General features: G+C 58.9%; 12 protein-coding genes and 1 pseudogene. 11 read left to right on the top strand and 2 right to left on the bottom strand.

Features of this window, described 5'->3' with window-relative positions; all coding sequences use genetic code 11:
- Positions 1 to 96: 96 nt before the first annotated feature.
- Complete coding sequence (locus GGQ73_RS21545) at positions 97 to 1956, bottom strand: sigma 54-interacting transcriptional regulator (RefSeq protein ID WP_174154538.1); 1860 nt, start codon at positions 1954 to 1956, stop codon at positions 97 to 99.
- 156 nt (positions 1957 to 2112) lie between these two features.
- Here GGQ73_RS21545 and GGQ73_RS21540 point away from each other — a divergent pair, with 156 nt between their 5' ends.
- The 11 genes from GGQ73_RS21540 (at position 2113) to GGQ73_RS21490 (ending at position 13394) form a co-directional block, all read left to right on the top strand.
- Positions 2113 to 3486, top strand: coding sequence for a CmpA/NrtA family ABC transporter substrate-binding protein (locus tag GGQ73_RS21540; RefSeq protein ID WP_183897799.1), 1374 nt, complete (start codon positions 2113 to 2115; stop codon positions 3484 to 3486).
- Entirely contained in the window at positions 3486 to 4325 is an 840-nt protein-coding gene (ntrB, locus tag GGQ73_RS21535) for a nitrate ABC transporter permease (RefSeq protein WP_183897798.1), read from the top strand. The genes GGQ73_RS21540 and ntrB overlap by 1 nt, the downstream gene beginning before the upstream one ends.
- Positions 4326 to 4330: 5 nt before the next feature.
- Positions 4331 to 5236, top strand: coding sequence for an ABC transporter ATP-binding protein (locus GGQ73_RS21530; protein WP_174154544.1), 906 nt, complete (start codon positions 4331 to 4333; stop codon positions 5234 to 5236).
- 33 nt (positions 5237 to 5269) lie between these two features.
- The gene (gene cynS, locus GGQ73_RS21525) at positions 5270 to 5752 is read left to right on the top strand and encodes a cyanase (RefSeq protein WP_174154545.1); all 483 of its coding nucleotides are present in this window, start codon (positions 5270 to 5272) and stop codon (positions 5750 to 5752) included.
- Between the two features lie 53 nt (positions 5753 to 5805).
- Positions 5806 to 6264, top strand: a complete 459-nt coding sequence (locus GGQ73_RS21520) for a nuclear transport factor 2 family protein (RefSeq protein ID WP_183897797.1) — start codon at positions 5806 to 5808, stop codon at positions 6262 to 6264.
- 63 nt (positions 6265 to 6327) lie between these two features.
- Entirely contained in the window at positions 6328 to 7950 is a 1623-nt protein-coding gene (locus tag GGQ73_RS21515) for an ABC transporter substrate-binding protein (RefSeq protein ID WP_183897796.1), read from the top strand.
- Positions 7950 to 8897: an ABC transporter permease gene (locus GGQ73_RS21510; RefSeq protein WP_183897795.1), complete on the top strand. Its 948-nt coding sequence runs from the start codon at positions 7950 to 7952 to the stop codon at positions 8895 to 8897. Before GGQ73_RS21515 ends, GGQ73_RS21510 begins: the two co-directional genes overlap by 1 nt.
- On the top strand, positions 8897 to 9790 hold the full coding sequence (locus GGQ73_RS21505; protein WP_183897794.1) for an ABC transporter permease: 894 nt from the start codon (positions 8897 to 8899) through the stop codon (positions 9788 to 9790). Before GGQ73_RS21510 ends, GGQ73_RS21505 begins: the two co-directional genes overlap by 1 nt.
- A complete protein-coding gene (locus GGQ73_RS21500; protein WP_183897793.1) occupies positions 9787 to 10734 on the top strand; it encodes an ABC transporter ATP-binding protein in 948 nt (315 codons plus the stop codon). The genes GGQ73_RS21505 and GGQ73_RS21500 overlap by 4 nt, the downstream gene beginning before the upstream one ends.
- Positions 10731 to 11753, top strand: a complete 1023-nt coding sequence (locus tag GGQ73_RS21495) for an ABC transporter ATP-binding protein (protein ID WP_174154554.1) — start codon at positions 10731 to 10733, stop codon at positions 11751 to 11753. The genes GGQ73_RS21500 and GGQ73_RS21495 overlap by 4 nt, the downstream gene beginning before the upstream one ends.
- 54 nt (positions 11754 to 11807) lie before the next feature.
- Positions 11808 to 13394, top strand: a complete 1587-nt coding sequence (locus GGQ73_RS21490; protein ID WP_234911055.1) for a gamma-glutamyltransferase family protein — start codon at positions 11808 to 11810, stop codon at positions 13392 to 13394.
- Positions 13395 to 14190: 796 nt separating this feature from the next.
- Here the strand turns inward: GGQ73_RS21490 and GGQ73_RS21485 are convergent.
- Positions 14191 to 15107: pseudogene (locus GGQ73_RS21485) on the bottom strand (IS701 family transposase); the annotation flags it as partial.
- Positions 15108 to 15266: the final 159 nt, after the last annotated feature.

Below are 15266 nucleotides of genomic sequence, written 5' to 3'. Positions count from 1 at the left end.
CGTTAAGTTTCCAGTGCCATGTTGGTTTCCACGCGGAACTGAGCCGACGGCTTGAAGATGCTAACGTCGCCTTCGAGCCGAGCACGGTAGATGATCCTAATTAATCCCGAGCGCCTTCATCTTCGACGCGAGCGTTGTCGGCTTCATGTCCAACAACTTGGCGGCCCCTTCTTTTCCTGAAACCTTCCCGCCGCAGCGCTGCAGGGCATTGCGGATGTTCTCCCTGTCGCGTTGGCGCATCTCGGCTTCGGTCAGGATTGCTGAGCCGGGATCGGACGGGCGTGGCTGCGATTTTCTCGGTGCCGGAGCGTCCGGAAGGTCGAAATCCATTCGGCCATGTCGCGACAGGATCGCGGCGCGTTCGATGACGTTTTGCAGTTCGCGGACATTTCCCGGCCAGGCATATCGCTGCAGCGTCTGAATATTGGCGTTCGAAAGGGTCAGTTCGCGCCGATGCGCGATGCTCTGGCGCCCTACAAAATGCTGAGCGATCAGTGGGATGTCTTCAGGTCGATCCCGCAAGGGCACGGATTCGATCGGGAAAACTGCCAGACGGAAATAGAGGTCTTCGCGAAACTCGCGATCCTGCACGGCTCGCTTTAGGTCGAGGTTGGTTGCGGCAATGATGCGGACGTCGACCTTGCGGGTCCGCTCTTCGCCGACCCGTTCGAACTGGCCCTCCTGCAGGATACGCAGCAGTTTACCCTGCAACTCGGAGGGGATTTCGCCGACTTCGTCGAGAAACAACGTGCCGCCGTCTGCCAGTTCGAAGCGGCCGATGCGATCGCGCAACGCGCCGGTGAAAGCGCCCCTGACATGGCCGAAGAACTCGCTTTCGAACAGCTCGCGGGGAATGGCGGCGCAGTTGACGCGAATCAGCGGCCGGTCCTTGCGGCTGCTCGCCTCATGGATGGCACGCGCGATGAGTTCTTTTCCCGTTCCGGATTCGCCCGTGATCAGAACCGTGGCATCGGTCGGTGCTACCAGGGCAACCTGGCGCAGCGTCGCCTGGATAGCCTCCGAGCGACCAACGATCCCGGCTGTATTGGTCTCAATACGGATTTCTTCCTGCAGATAGGCGTTTTCCAGTTCCAGCCGTTGTCGCAACTGATCGACCTCCGTGAGCGCCAGATGCAGCTTCTTGTCGGCCTCCTTGCGCTCGCTGACATCCCGGAAGACGATAACTGCGCCGACAATGACGTTGCGATCGCGGATCGGCGTCGAGGTATATTCAACCCAGACCGGGGTCCCGTCCTTGCGCCAGAACACCTCATCGTTGACGCGATGCACGGCGCCGTCGCTGAATGCCGCGTAGATCGGGCACTGGTCGTGCGGATAATGACTGCCGTCAGGTCTGGTATGGTGGATGATGGTGTGGATGTCGCGACCGGAAAGTTCCTCGGCCGTCCAGCCGAGCAGGCGTTCCGCCACCGGATTGACGAACGTGGTCTTGCCCTCGGCATTGACACCGTAGATGCCTTCGCCGGCGGCCCGAAGGATCAGCCGGTTCTCCCGCTCGATATCCCTGAACACCCGCTCGGCCCTTTGCCACTCGGTCAGACCTCCCCCCATGAAATCCTCAGCGGCATCGTCTATGGTACGGCGCTGTCGCTCTCCGAGATCCTCGATGATCAGCAGGATCAGGCGTCTGTCAGTGCTCTTGCCGATCAGCGATCCGATACATTCCACATGCAGCTCGCGACCAAGAGCGTGACGCGGGAGAAGCCGTGTCGTTCGATAGGTGCCCTTTGCGAGAACGGCCTGGGTAAAGACGATCAGTGTCGGCAGCTGCTCGGCGTGAAGATCGCTCACCTTCGTCTCGAGAAGGAGAGCACGATCGTAGCCCAGCAGACGACAGGCAGCGGCATTGGCGTCGACGATCGCATCCTGATCGGCATCGATGACGATCTGCGCCTGTGGCGACTGGTCGAACAAAAGCTGGCGCAAGCTGAACATACGAAATCTCGTGACTCGGAATAACGAGATTTCGTTTAACACGAGAATTCGTCAGGTGGAAACATTCGTGAGACGCGAGCTTCTCTGCGTTTTGCCAGGTTCGGCACGATCTGGCACGCAGCTTGCAGAGCTCCTCTTCAAAAGGGGAGCAGCACAATGTTCGACAATCCATTTGATGCCAAAACCGTATTGAAGTCGCATGGCTGCAGTTGCGGCCGTCACAGTAACGAGGCCGAACATGCGTCCGCCATTCGAGCGACTGAGGTCGTCGACGGCAGCGAGAAGATGTATGAGAATGTCGTGGCGTCAGCGGTACTGCGCGCCATGTTTCCGAGCGACGTGTCACGTCGTGCGTTCCTAAAAGCGGTCGGCGGTGCCACGGCGGTGGCGGCGTTATCGCAGGTGTTTCCGCTTGCGACAGCGACCGAGGCATTTGCGCAGTCGGGCCCGCTCGAGAAAACCAATCTTAAGGTCGGCTTCATCCCCATCACCTGTGCGACGCCGATCATCATGGCGCAACCGATGGGCTTTTATTCGAAGCAGGGCCTTGATGTCGAAGTGATCAAGACCGCAGGATGGGCGGTCATTCGCGACAAGACGATGAACAAGGAATATGACGCGGCCCATATGCTGTCGCCCATGCCGCTGGCGATCACCATGGGCATCGGCTCGAACCCGCAGGCCTATGCCGCTCCCGCGATCGAGAATATCAACGGTCAGGCAATAACGCTCGCCATGAAGCACAAGGACCGGCGCGATCCGAAGGACTGGAAAGGCTTCAAGCTCGCCGTCCCGTTCGACTATTCCATGCACAATTACCTGCTTCGCTACTATCTGGCAGAGCACGGGATAGACCCCGATGCGGACGTGCAGATCCGCGCCGTGCCGCCGCCGGAAATGGTGGCGAACTTGAGAGCCGAAAATATCGACGGTTTCCTCGGTCCTGATCCGATGAACCAGCGGGCGGTCTATGACGGGGTCGGGTTCATCCACCTGCTGACCAAGGAAATCTGGGACGGGCACCCCTGCTGCGCATTCGCGGCGTCGAGCGAATTCATCATGCAGATGCCGAATACCTATGCGGCGCTGCTGCGGTCGATCATTTCGGCGACCGCCTATGCGCATGATCCGAACAATCGCAAAGAAATCGCCACCGCAATCGCGCCGGCAAACTATCTCAATCAGCCGGAAGTCGTGCTGGAGCAGATCCTCACCGGCACCTATGCGGATGGGCTCGGCAAGGTCATCAAGCAGCCTGGCCGGATCGATTTCGATCCCTTCCCCTGGCAGTCATTTGCCGTCTGGATCATGACCCAGATGAAGCGCTGGGGGCAGGTCAAGGGCGATATCGATTATGCTGGTATCGCAAACAAGGTGTTTCTGGCAACCGACACGGCAAAGCTGATGGCCGAGGTTGGTATGGTCCCTCCGAAGGAGACCACGAAGACATTCGTCGTGATGGGCAAGACTTTCGATCCCGCCACGCCGCAAGCCTATATCGACAGCTTCCCGATCCGGAAACTCAACTGATGCAGTCCTCTCTGACAGTAAGGGCAGGACTGCTCTCGGTTCTCATTCTGGGGGCATTTCTGGCGCTGTGGCAATTCTCTGTCATGGGGGTTGGCCAGACCACGGCGATGGATCCGGAATATGCGCGGTTGATGGGGCTGACGGCGACGACCGGAAAATCGGCCTTGCCGGGACCGATGGATGTCGGGCGGGCGCTGTGGGGACACCTCAGCGATCCGTTCTACGACAACGGCCCCAATGACAAAGGGCTCGGCATCCAGCTCGCCTATTCCATCGGACGAGTGCTGATCGGTTACAGTCTGGCGATCATTGTAGCGATACCGCTGGGGTTCCTCATCGGTATGTCGCCGCTCATCAGCCGGGCTGTTGATCCTTTCATCCAGATCCTTAAGCCGATCTCGCCCTTGGCGTGGATGCCGCTGGCGCTCTACACGATCAAGGATTCGGCGCTGTCTGCGATCTTCGTGATCTTTATCTGCGCGATCTGGCCGATGTTGATCAACACCGCATTTGGTGTGGCAGCGGTGCGCAAGGAATGGATCAACGTCGCCCGGACGCTCGAGGTCGGCACGCTGCGGCGCGCTTTCACGATCATATTGCCAGCGGCAGCACCGACCATTCTGACGGGCATGCGCATCTCCATCGGCATCGCCTGGCTGGTGATTGTCGCGGCGGAGATGCTCGTGGGCGGAACCGGCATCGGCTACTTCGTCTGGAACGAGTGGAACAACCTTTCCATCACCAATGTCATCATCGCCATTCTGGTCATCGGTGTCGTTGGCATGGTCTTCGACATGGTGCTCGCGCGGCTGACGCGGCTCGTGACATTTCCGGAGTGAAGACAATGTCGAAATTCATCTCTCTTGAAGGCATTGCACGGCGCTACCCCAGAAAGGGATCCGCGGCGCCGACCACCATCTTCGACAATCTCTGGCTTTCGCTCGATCGGGGCGAGTTCGGCTGTGTCATCGGTCATTCCGGCTGCGGCAAGACGACGGTGCTCAACATTCTGGCAGGGCTTGAAGGACCAGACGATGGCGCTGTCATCGTCGATGGTCAGGTCGTCTCGGGACCAAGCCTTGATCGCGCAGTGATCTTCCAGAGCCATGCCCTTCTGCCTTGGAAGACCGTCATGGGCAATATCGCCTATGCAGTCTCGTCGCGCTGGCCGCAGTGGAGCGGCAAGGAGGTTCGCAACCACACGCAGACCTTCATCGATCTTGTGGGTCTGTCGGGTTCGGAAAACAAGCGACCCTCGCAACTTTCGGGTGGCATGAAACAGCGCGTCGGCATAGCAAGAGCTCTGTCGATCACCCCCAAAATGCTTTTAATGGACGAGCCGTTCTCCGCGCTTGATGCACTGACACGCGGAACCTTGCAAGACGAAGTTCGACGCATCTGCCAGGAAACCGGCCAGACGTCGTTCATGATCACCCATGATGTCGATGAGGCGATTTATCTCGCCGACAAAATTTTCCTGATGACCAATGGACCCGGTGCCGTTCTAGCCGAGGTCGTCCAGAACCCCCTGCCAAAGCAGCGCTCTCGCGTCGATCTGCATCACAATGCCGACTACTACGCCGTGCGCAATCACATCATCGATTTTCTGATTGCCCGCAGCAAAAGCTTCGCGACCGCCACGGCGTCTTCGGGCGTCCTCCACGACCCGCGCAACGTCCCAATCAACACCCCGCGCGCAACTTCGTCCGAAGATGGTGCCGCACTCATTTCCGCAGGTTTGGCGCGCTGACGCCCACCCAGATGAATTTTTAAGGAGAGACCAATGAAACGTGCCGACCTCACCGAAAAGCTGCTCGATATCAAGCGCGACAATGGCTGGAGCTGGAAATATATCTGCGAAAAGATCGGTGGCTCTTCCGAAGTGCTGATCGTCGGTGCAATTCTTGGACAGATGAAGCTCGCCAAACCGCAGGCAGAGAACGCACGCGAACTGTTCGGCCTTACGGATTCGGAAGTCCGTATGATCAACGAGACGCCCATGCGTGGCTCGCCGATGCCGCCTACGGATCCGTTGATCTACCGTTTCTATGAGCTGGTCATGGTCAACGGACCTGCCTGGAAGGCGCTGATCGAGGAGGAATATGGCGACGGCATCATGTCGGCGATCGACTTCGACATGGAGATCGAACGCGTGCCAAACCCCAGAGGCGACAGGGTCAAGTTCACCATGTCGGGCAAGTTCCTGCCCTACAAATACTACGGTGCCGCAGGCAATGTACCGGAATACGGTTACCGTGAAGATTAAATCGGCAGGGCGGAACGCACACAGCGTCCCGCCTTTTTCATTGGGAGCCCTTTATGAGCATTGCACCGCCATTCACGCGTGAAACCGCGATTGCCAAGGTCCGGATGGCCGAAGACGGCTGGAACAGTCGTGATCCGCAAAAGGTGTCACTCGTCTATACGGTCGATAGCCAGTGGCGCAACCGCGCCGAGTTTCTGCGCGGCCGCGGCGAAATCGTCTCGTTTCTCACCCGCAAATGGGCGCGCGAACTCGACTATCGACTGATCAAGGAACTCTGGGCCTTCGGCGATGATCGTATCGCCGTGCGCTTTGCCTATGAATGGCATGACGACAGCGGAAATTGGTTCCGCTCCTACGGCAATGAGAACTGGCACTTTGCAGCGGATGGCCTCATGGCTCGCCGCTTCGCATCGATCAACGATATGCCGATCGCGGAAAAAGACCGGAAATTTCTCTGGCCCTTGGGGCCACGACCGGACGGACATCCCGGACTTTCCGACCTCGACCTCTGATCCGCGGGTTAGCCGCCGGCCAGGGAATTATGACTGCCAACCATAAAAAGGGGAACTTCGAAAATGACCAATGATCATTCCAACAGCGACGATCACCGCAGGATCCTTGAGGAGCGTATCTCCGCCCAGCTCGGTCGACGCGCACTTTTGAAAGGCGTCGCCTCCGGTCTCGTGGCTGCCGGAGCAGCGAGCTTTTTCCCGGACATCGCATCGGCCCAGCAGAGCGGCCATATCCGCATTGCGGCGATCAAGCATATCGATACGCTCGATCCGCATTTCACCTTCTTCCTATCTGCGGTGCAGATCATCAACAACATCCACAACGGCTTGCTCAAGGTGACCTACGACGGTCAGAACGTCCGCTTTGAGCCGGATCTCGCTGCGTCCTGGGATTTGGAGGACGACCGCACCCACCTCTTCAAGCTACACTCAAACGTGACATTCCACGATGGCACACCCTGCGATGCGGAGGCGGTCAAGTTCTCGCTGCTTCGTGTCAAGCAGGGCAAACCGGTCTCGCCGCACGCCTGGAAGCTTGAACTTCTCCAGGATGTCGAGGTGGTGGACCCGCTGACCGTGCGGTTGCGTTTCTCGAGGCCCTACGCATTCCTGCCGGTGGCCCTCACCGGCTCAACCGGACGCGCAGGAACGATCGTCAGCCCTGCAGCCGTCGCGAAATACGGTATGGATTATGGCCGCAACCCGGTCGGCACTGGACCCTTCAAGTTCGTCAGCTGGAAAGACAACAATTCCATTGAGCTTGAAGCCAATCCGGACTATTTCGAGAAAGGAATGCCCAAGTTGCAGCGTGCATCCTTCGTTCTGATCGATGAAGCAAGCACGGCTCTTGCCGCGCTCGTATCAGGGCAAATAGACGGCATGACGGATTGCCCGATGCAGCTCGTCAATCAGGTGAAGAAAATCCCCAACCTGTCGCTCTATGGCGAGATCGAGGGCAACTACACCTATGTCGGCATGAACAACAAGTCGGCTCCCTTCAACGACATCAATCTGAGACGGGCAGTTGCTTTTGCGATCGATCGCGATGCGATCATCAAGCAGGCCTATTTCGGTCTCGCCAAACAGGCCTTCAGCCCGATCTCGCCACCCATGACGGGGTATTATGATCCCGATATCGCCAACACCGACCGAGGCCATCGGTTCGATCTCGCCAAGGCCAAGGAGTTCCGCGCCAAGGCGGAAAACCAGGGTGAAATTGAGGTGACCTATATCATGGCCGAGCGCGGCCCGGTCGGCACACGTGTCGCACAGGTCGTCGCACCGATGCTCTCCCAGATCGGCATCAAGGTGAAGCTCGAACTGCTCGAGCCGGCAGCATGGGTCCAGCGCATGAAGGACGGTAACTTCCAGATGCTGGACTTCGACTGGGTGGCAGATCTCGACCCGGAGGAAACGATCTTCCCGGAATTCAAGACCGGCGGTTCGTGGAACTACTGGGGATGGGCAAGCCCCGAATTCGACCGCTTGTGCATCGAAGCGCAGACGGTCATCGACGTTCCCAAGCGTGCCGAACTCTACCGCAAGGCAGAGGACATCCTCATGTCGGAGGCCCCGGTTGCGATGCTCGCGCATATGCCGATCTACAAGGTGTTCTCCAAAAAGGTGCAGGGCTTCAACTACATTCCCTGCGATCTCGTCAACCTGCACGGCGTGAGCAAGGTCTGATGCTGGCCCAGTCCGCCGCAAAAGTTTTCCAGACCGGGGTCGTCCTGCTCATCGTCTCTGTCGCCAGCTTCAGTCTTCTGAAGCTGGCGCCGGGCGATCCGGTGGTGTTGATGCTGGGATCGGAATTCTCGCAGGAAAGTTACGATTCGCTGCAGCGGGAACTCGGGCTTGATCGCCCGGTCGTCCTTCAATATCTGACATGGCTCGGAAACTTCATCACCGGCGACTGGGGCACATCCTTCGTCAGCCGGACAGACATCTTCACGTTCGTCGTCAAAGAGGCTTTGCCGGTCACTCTGACGCTGACGGCCTGTTCTATGCTGCTTGCCATCGCGGTCGGCATACCGCTTGGCGTTATAGCCGCAGTCAGAAAGGACACGATCTGGGATACCGCGATCGCCGTCTTTGCGCTGACCGGCTCGGCCTTCCCATCCTTCTTTCTCGGCATCGTCCTTATCTGGTTTCTGGCCGTCCAGTTCGGCATCTTTCCCGTCATGGGCTTCGTTGCGCCCTGGGAGGATTTCTGGGGCGGCCTGTATCACATGACACTGCCGGCACTGACGCTCTCAACCTATTTCATCGGCATGATCGTCCGTGTCACTCGCTCGTCGCTGATCGATGTGATGGAGCAACCCTTCATTGCTGCGGCCAAAGCGAGGGGCGAACCACGTTGGCGGGTCATATGGGTGCATGGCGTGCGCAACATCGCCATGCCAGTCGTCACCATGATCGGCTTGCAACTCGGCGGCATCCTGCAGGGCGCTGTGCTGACCGAAACGGTGTTTTCTCTTCCCGGCCTTGGTCAGATGCTGACCGATGCAGTGCTTGGGCGAGAATATACTCTCGTCCAGGCGGGCGTGATGCTGACGGCAACCATGTTCATTCTGATCAACCTGCTCATCGATCTCTCGTATCCGCTCCTCGATCCAAGACTGAGGCAACGCTGATGTCGTCTACAGAAACACGTTTATCGAACCTCACCGCGGTCCCGGCCGCAGCGTCTGCGTCGCGTCGCAAAAGCATGTTCGTGCGGCGACCGTTCTTCACAATGGCCTTGCTGGTCACCGTCTGTTTCGCCGCCTGCGCCATCTTCGCGCCGCAGCTTGCGCCCTTCAGTCCCACCCAACAGTCGATCGAGGCAATGATGGCGCCTCCAGATGGCGTCCATCTACTCGGAACGGATAGTTACGGCCAAGACATCCTGAGCCGCATCATCTATGGAACGCGATACGCGCTCCTGATCGGCCTCGTCTCCGTCGTTCTCGGTGCCATCGGTGGGCTAGTGCTTGGCCTTGCTGCAGGCCTTTCGTCCGGCAGGACCGAATGGCTGCTGCTGCGGATCATCGATTCGATCCTCGCCCTGCCATCCCTCATACTTGCCGTGGCATTCATCGCGATCCTGGGACAGGGCGTCGATAAGGTCATCATCGCGGTCGCACTTTCTCTGATCGGTCCGTTCGCCCGCACCGTCCGGTCCGACGTGCTCCAAGTCAAGGTTCAGCTCTTTGTCGAGGCGGCAAAGTTGATGAGCATTCCGCGCTTCACCATCATTCGCAAGCACATCCTGCCAAACGTGCTGTTTCCGCTTCTCGTCCAGATCACAGTGCGGATTTCGGAAGCCATTCTGGTCTCGTCGTCGCTCTCATTCCTCGGCATCGGCGTTACGCCGCCCACGCCGGATTGGGGGCTCATGATTGCCGAGGGAAGAAGCTTTGTCAGCTTCGCCGCCTGGATGTCCGGCATGCCGGGCTTGGCGCTTGCTTTGCTTTTGATCGCCCTTTCGATCGTCGGCGATGCAGTGCGAGAAGAGTTCGATCCCAAACTGAGGGCAAGCCAATGAACGCGCCTCTGCTCGAAGTCAAAGGCCTGACCCTTCACCGCGGCGCCAAGCGGATACTGGACGACGTCTCACTCTCGATCGGTCGCGGCGAGACCCTGGCGCTCGTCGGCGAAAGCGGAGCCGGCAAGTCGACGATCGCGATTGCTCTCATGGGGTTGCTCGACGGCGCCGATGCCCGGATCGAGGGCAAGGCGAAACTGGATGGCGATACCGATCTCATCGGCATGCGCGAGAAGGACTGGGCGCAGCTGCGTGGCAGGCGGCTGTCGATGGTGTTTCAGGACGCCGGTGCAGCGCTCAATCCCTGTTACACGGTCGGTAGCCAGTTGTCCTCCGTCCTGCGCCGCAATCTCCGCCTAGCGCGATCGGACGCTGCCGCGAGGGCCTTGCAGCTGATGGAAAGCGTCGGCATCAACGATGCGAAGGCAAGGATGTCCGCCTATCCGCACCAGCTATCAGGCGGGATGCAGCAAAGGGTTATGGTTGCCATCGCACTCGCCTGCAATCCGGATCTGCTACTTGCCGATGAACCGACATCAGCGCTCGATGTCACGATCCAGGCCCAGATCATCAGACTGATCCTCGATGAGACGAGGGCCCGCGGCGCAAGCTGCCTCTTCGTCCTTCACGATCTCGCACTGGCAAGCCAGTGCTGCGACCGGATCATTGTCCTTTATGCGGGCCAGGTGATGGAGGCAGGACGCTCGGATGTCGTTCTGCAGCAGCCTCTGCACCCCTATACACGTCTCCTCAAGTCCTGCGTCGTGGAAATTGGCTCGGACGATCTTGATCCGCCGTCAGGAAGCGTTCCCTCCTATGATTCCATGCCGACGGGCTGCAGGTTTTCGACACGATGTCCGCGCGTGCAGTCGCGGTGCATAGAGGAGCGTCCTCCGCTCTTGCAGACAAAAGGACGAGACCTCGCGTGCTGGAACCCGGAATGACGATGATGGCAGAGATGACAACGACGCTTACGCCGGATCGCGGCGTTACGCTGTTCGAGCTTCTGGACGTGCAGAAGCTCTACGAGGTCCGCCGTTCGGATCGGTTCTGGAACCGCGAGATGAGATCGCTTACAGCCCTTGATGGCGTCCGGTTGCGGATCGACCAAGGCGTCAGCATGGCGCTGGTCGGCGAAAGCGGATCGGGCAAATCGACGCTTTTGCGTGTCCTTCTAGGTCTTGCCGAACCGAGCCAGGGCCTGGCACTCTACCGGGGAAAGCCGGTCACCGCGATGCGCGCTGCTGGAACCGATTTCGCCCGCGAAGTCTCCATGGTCTACCAGGATGCGCGCGCCTCCCTCAATCCGCGGATGACAGTCGGCCAGCTTATTGCCGAACCGCTTCGTCATTTCAACATCTGTCCGAAGGAAGAGATCGGCGAGCGTGTCGCGTCGCTTCTGGCACGGGTGGGTCTTGCGACGGATCTCGCCGGCCGTTATCCGGCGGCAATGTCCGGTGGCCAGATCCGCCGCGTGGCAATCGCTCGGGCGCTTGCCTCCAACCCGATGGTCTTAGTCGCCGACGAAGCGGTTTCCGGCCTTGACGTTTCCACCCAGGCGCAACTGCTCAACCTGTTGAGAAAACTGCGGCGCGAGATGAACCTGACACTTGTTTTCATCACCCACGATCTCGGGGTGGCGAGCTATCTCTGCGATGAGATCGCCATCATGTATCTCGGACGGATCGTCGAGACCGGGCCAACGAAAGAAGTACTGGCCAATCCCGCACATCCCTATTCGCGGGCGTTGCGCCATTCGGCTCCGGAGTTCTTCGAGCCGATCTCCGATCCACTTCCCGGTGAAATCCCAAGCCCGCTCGACCTTCCGCCCGGTTGCAGGTTTGCCGGTCGCTGCACTATCGTGCAGTCCGATTGCCTGACAGAGGATCCTGTTCTCATGCGGCAGACGCACCAAAGGTCTGCGGCCTGCTACCATCCCTTGTCCCGAGCTGATGAAGTTTAGACCAGAAGACGTTGAGGCCACGATTGATGGCCGTTAGTGAAATGAAGGAACGACATGTCTGATTTCGATTTCTTTTCGGCCAAGCGCCCGTCCACCCTGTCGACCGGCGCGATGATTGCCACGTCGCATCCGCTTGCCACCGCAGCCGGTCTGGAAATCTTGCAGGATGGCGGCAATGCTGTCGACGCAGCGATTTCGGCTGTCTCCGTCCAATGCGTCGTCGATCCCCTGATGACCGGTATCGGTGGCGATTGTTTTGCTCTCTACGCACCTGCGGGGGGCGCGGTAAAGGCGCTCAACGGTTCGGGCCGCGCGCCTGCCGCGGCCTCCGTTGCAGCCCTTGCGGAGCTGGGCTTGAGCGGCGAAATTCCCCAGACAAGCCCGCACGCGATCACCGTTCCGGGCGCAATCTCCGCTTGGTGCCGTCTTCACACAGACCATGGATCTCTGCCGCTCGAGCGATTGTTCAAGCGCGCGATCGGCTATGCACGTTCCGGCTTTCCCGTCACGTCACGCGTCGCAATGGACTGGAAGGGCAATGAGACTGTCATCGCCGGCGACAGCCACGCCGCTGCAGTGTTTCTGCCCGAAGGCAAGACGCCCGTTGTTGGCACTGTCATCCGCCAGCCGCTTCTCGCAGACCGTCTTGAAGAGATCGCCGCCAGCGGTGCTGCCGCCTTCTATGAAGGCGCCACGGCAGAAAAAATGGTAGCCCATCTGCGCTCGCTCGGTGGACTGCATACGCTCGCGGATTTCGCGGCAGGGAAGGATGGCGCGAACTGGGTGGATCCGGTCAGTGCCAGCTACAAGGGTTTCGACGTCCATGAATGCCCGCCCAACGGACAGGGGCTGGCAGCACTTCTGATCCTCAAGATCATCGAAGGCTTTGATCTCGCCGCTATGGACGAGGCGGATCGGATCCATGTCCACGCCGAGGCGACCAAGATCGCCTATCATCACCGCGACGCCTTGATCGCAGACCCCGACCATTGTGCGGGCGTTGCCGAGCAACTGTTGTCCGATGAAGTCGTTGCGACGCTCCGCAGCCGTATCGACATGAAGAAGGCACTGCCGCCGGTTCTGTGGGACGAGCCCGAGCATAAGGACACGATCTATCTCTGCGTCGTCGATACACAGGGCAATGCGATTTCCTTCATCAACTCGATCTTCCATCCCTTTGGCTCGACACGCCTCGACCCTAAGACCGGTGTACTGTTCCACAGCCGTGGCGCATCGTTCCGGCTGATCGAGGGGCATCCGAATGCGATCGGCCCATCCAAGCGCCCGATGCATACGATCATTCCGGGCATGGTGACGAAGGACGGCAAGACGGTGATGCCATTCGGCGTGATGGGCGGTCATTACCAGGCAGCGGGTCATGCGGCGTTTCTGTCGGGCGTGATCGACAGGGGCCTCGATCTGCAGGCCGCCATGGACGTGCCACGCAGTTTCGGCTTCGGCGGCGTGCTGGAAGTAGAGCCGACCGTCAGCACGGCGGTACAGGCGGACCTTGAAGCGAGAGGCCACGTGCTGAAGATCGTCACCAGCCCGATCGGCGGCAGCCAGGCCATCCGCATCCGCGACGGCCTGCTGGAGGGAGGATCGGACAGCCGCAAGGATGGCATGGCGCTCGGCTTCTAGCGCTATTTATTTTATCGAAACCAAAGTGGTACTTTATGTAACTTGTATCATTCCCGGAATGGTGGCCGCATGCATCGTTCAACCGACGATAATCATGGCCCATCTGAATGTTATGGTGATTTTGAATGCATCGGTTTCGTAGAATGGGATTGGCACGGCGCGTGGGATGCTCGCCTTGAGAGACTTGTCGAATTGGGGCTGACCGATAAATGGCAGCACATGAACCGATAGCATCACAGTTGGAGGCCATTCGCAGGCTGCGGGCGATTGAAGGGAGCTTATACTTACAAATAGGCCTTTGGTCGATCACGCGGCGGCTTTTCGACGAAAATCTATGCTCGTGCAGACGGTCCCTGACGCCCTCTTGGCTTTATCCTGACTGATGTGAGGCTTTAGATCACAATGCCGTTCCGATCTGCTGGCAATGTCGGTGGCAAGCCGACTGTTTCTCGCAGATAAGGGCTATGACAGCGACGCTCTGCGCGAAGAGTGCTGACATACGAGATCATGCCGTCATCCCTCCGAGGGCCAGCCGCAAAGACCCGCCTGCCTGCGAATAACGAGCCTCTAAGGATCAAAGCCGCATCGAGAGATGGTTCAACTGTCTCAAGCAATTTCGGCGCTTCGGAACCCGTTACGAGGAGAGCAGCAAACCTTTTCGGCATTTCTCGCCTTGGCGGCCGCCAAAATATGGTTGCCTTACTTTGTCAACAGGTCCTAGCACTACTTTGGCAGAATTGAATTTTTGCTTTGAAAGTGCTATTAACAGTACGGACATGGGATTTGTGCTGTCGGTTTAGCAAGCGCATTGATCACGGCTCGACGGACGGGCGGTTGGCAAGGTCGGTTTAGGCGGTCCTCGGCGAACTCGTTGCTTCTTTTTTTCCCACTTTGCAGTTTGCAATTTCTGGTGCTGGAGAAAAGCATAAGCGATCATCGTCATCAGAGCGTGCCGATGTAGGCCTTGCCACGATCGGCCCTCTAAGGGATCGAAACCGAGCTCCTCTTTCGTCTGCTGATGCGCCTGTTCGCAGACCCATCTCGCCTTGATCGCGGCCGCCAGCACTTTCAATGTCGCATCGACCGGCAAGTTGGACAGGTAGTATTTGCGCTCGTCGTTTGATCGCCACTCGCTAACTAGCCAGGCCGCTTCGCCCGGCATGTGCTGCTGTCCCTTGTCATGGATGCGCTGCGGCGTGCCATCGGCGATCCGGATGCGCAATGCTGCAAACCGTGCGGTCAGGCGACCTTTTGTGCCACGGCGCCAACTGGCCTTCTTCCAGCTTGCAGATGCCAACATCGTTTCGGCGGCAACCGAAAGGGTGTCGGGGATCGAATGCTTGCGAGAACGGCCATGACCGGAGACGGGAAAGATCAATCCGACATTATCGGGATAAGGCTTCTGATGCTTGGGGATACCGACCGCCCAGGTGAGGCCACGTTCAATCAAGCCCTTCGGAACGCAGCCGACAGGCCGTAACCTGCGTCAGCCAGCACTGTGCCAAACCGGACACCGGTCACGATCAACCGATCAATCTCGGCAAAAGCAATCTCAGGCTTCGTGCGAGAGGTCCGCATGTCGTCGGGGACCCCAGCCTTCGCCATGCGCTCCTGATCACCGATCCGGCTATCCGGCAGGAACAGACGCAGGCCAACCGGGACTGGCACCTCTTCTCGCGCAAGCGTCACCGACACCAGCGTCTGGCAATTTGCTTGCTGCTTGCTTGCCTTGCTGATCGTTACCCAGGGAGTGGTTTAGCTTCGGCCATCGCCGTGACTTCCGGACGGAGCCGGGAATGAATCAGCTTGCGGCTTGCAGGCTAATGAGTGGATCATCGCTCATTGTAGCGATTGTCTCAAGTGTCATGTAGC

Origin of the sequence: Rhizobium skierniewicense (assembly GCF_014196515.1) — a bacterium.
In the GTDB taxonomy this organism is placed as follows: Bacteria; Pseudomonadota; Alphaproteobacteria; order Rhizobiales; family Rhizobiaceae; genus Agrobacterium; species Agrobacterium skierniewicense.
This window is presented reverse-complemented; position numbering and strand designations above follow the sequence as displayed.

Bases quoted from the DNA above. Each gene is read 5' to 3' on its own strand.
- GGQ73_RS21545 (WP_174154538.1), bottom strand. From the start codon at position 1,956: ATGTTCAGCTTGCGCCAGCTTTTGTTCGACCAGTCGCCACAGGCGCAG.
- GGQ73_RS21540 (WP_183897799.1), top strand. From the start codon at position 2,113: ATGTTCGACAATCCATTTGATGCCAAAACCGTATTGAAGTCGCATGGC.
- ntrB (WP_183897798.1), top strand. From the start codon at position 3,486: ATGCAGTCCTCTCTGACAGTAAGGGCAGGACTGCTCTCGGTTCTCATT.
- GGQ73_RS21530 (WP_174154544.1), top strand. From the start codon at position 4,331: ATGTCGAAATTCATCTCTCTTGAAGGCATTGCACGGCGCTACCCCAGA.
- cynS (WP_174154545.1), top strand. From the start codon at position 5,270: ATGAAACGTGCCGACCTCACCGAAAAGCTGCTCGATATCAAGCGCGAC.
- GGQ73_RS21520 (WP_183897797.1), top strand. From the start codon at position 5,806: ATGAGCATTGCACCGCCATTCACGCGTGAAACCGCGATTGCCAAGGTC.
- GGQ73_RS21515 (WP_183897796.1), top strand. From the start codon at position 6,328: ATGACCAATGATCATTCCAACAGCGACGATCACCGCAGGATCCTTGAG.
- GGQ73_RS21510 (WP_183897795.1), top strand. From the start codon at position 7,950: ATGCTGGCCCAGTCCGCCGCAAAAGTTTTCCAGACCGGGGTCGTCCTG.
- GGQ73_RS21505 (WP_183897794.1), top strand. From the start codon at position 8,897: ATGTCGTCTACAGAAACACGTTTATCGAACCTCACCGCGGTCCCGGCC.
- GGQ73_RS21500 (WP_183897793.1), top strand. From the start codon at position 9,787: ATGAACGCGCCTCTGCTCGAAGTCAAAGGCCTGACCCTTCACCGCGGC.
- GGQ73_RS21495 (WP_174154554.1), top strand. From the start codon at position 10,731: ATGACGATGATGGCAGAGATGACAACGACGCTTACGCCGGATCGCGGC.
- GGQ73_RS21490 (WP_234911055.1), top strand. From the start codon at position 11,808: ATGTCTGATTTCGATTTCTTTTCGGCCAAGCGCCCGTCCACCCTGTCG.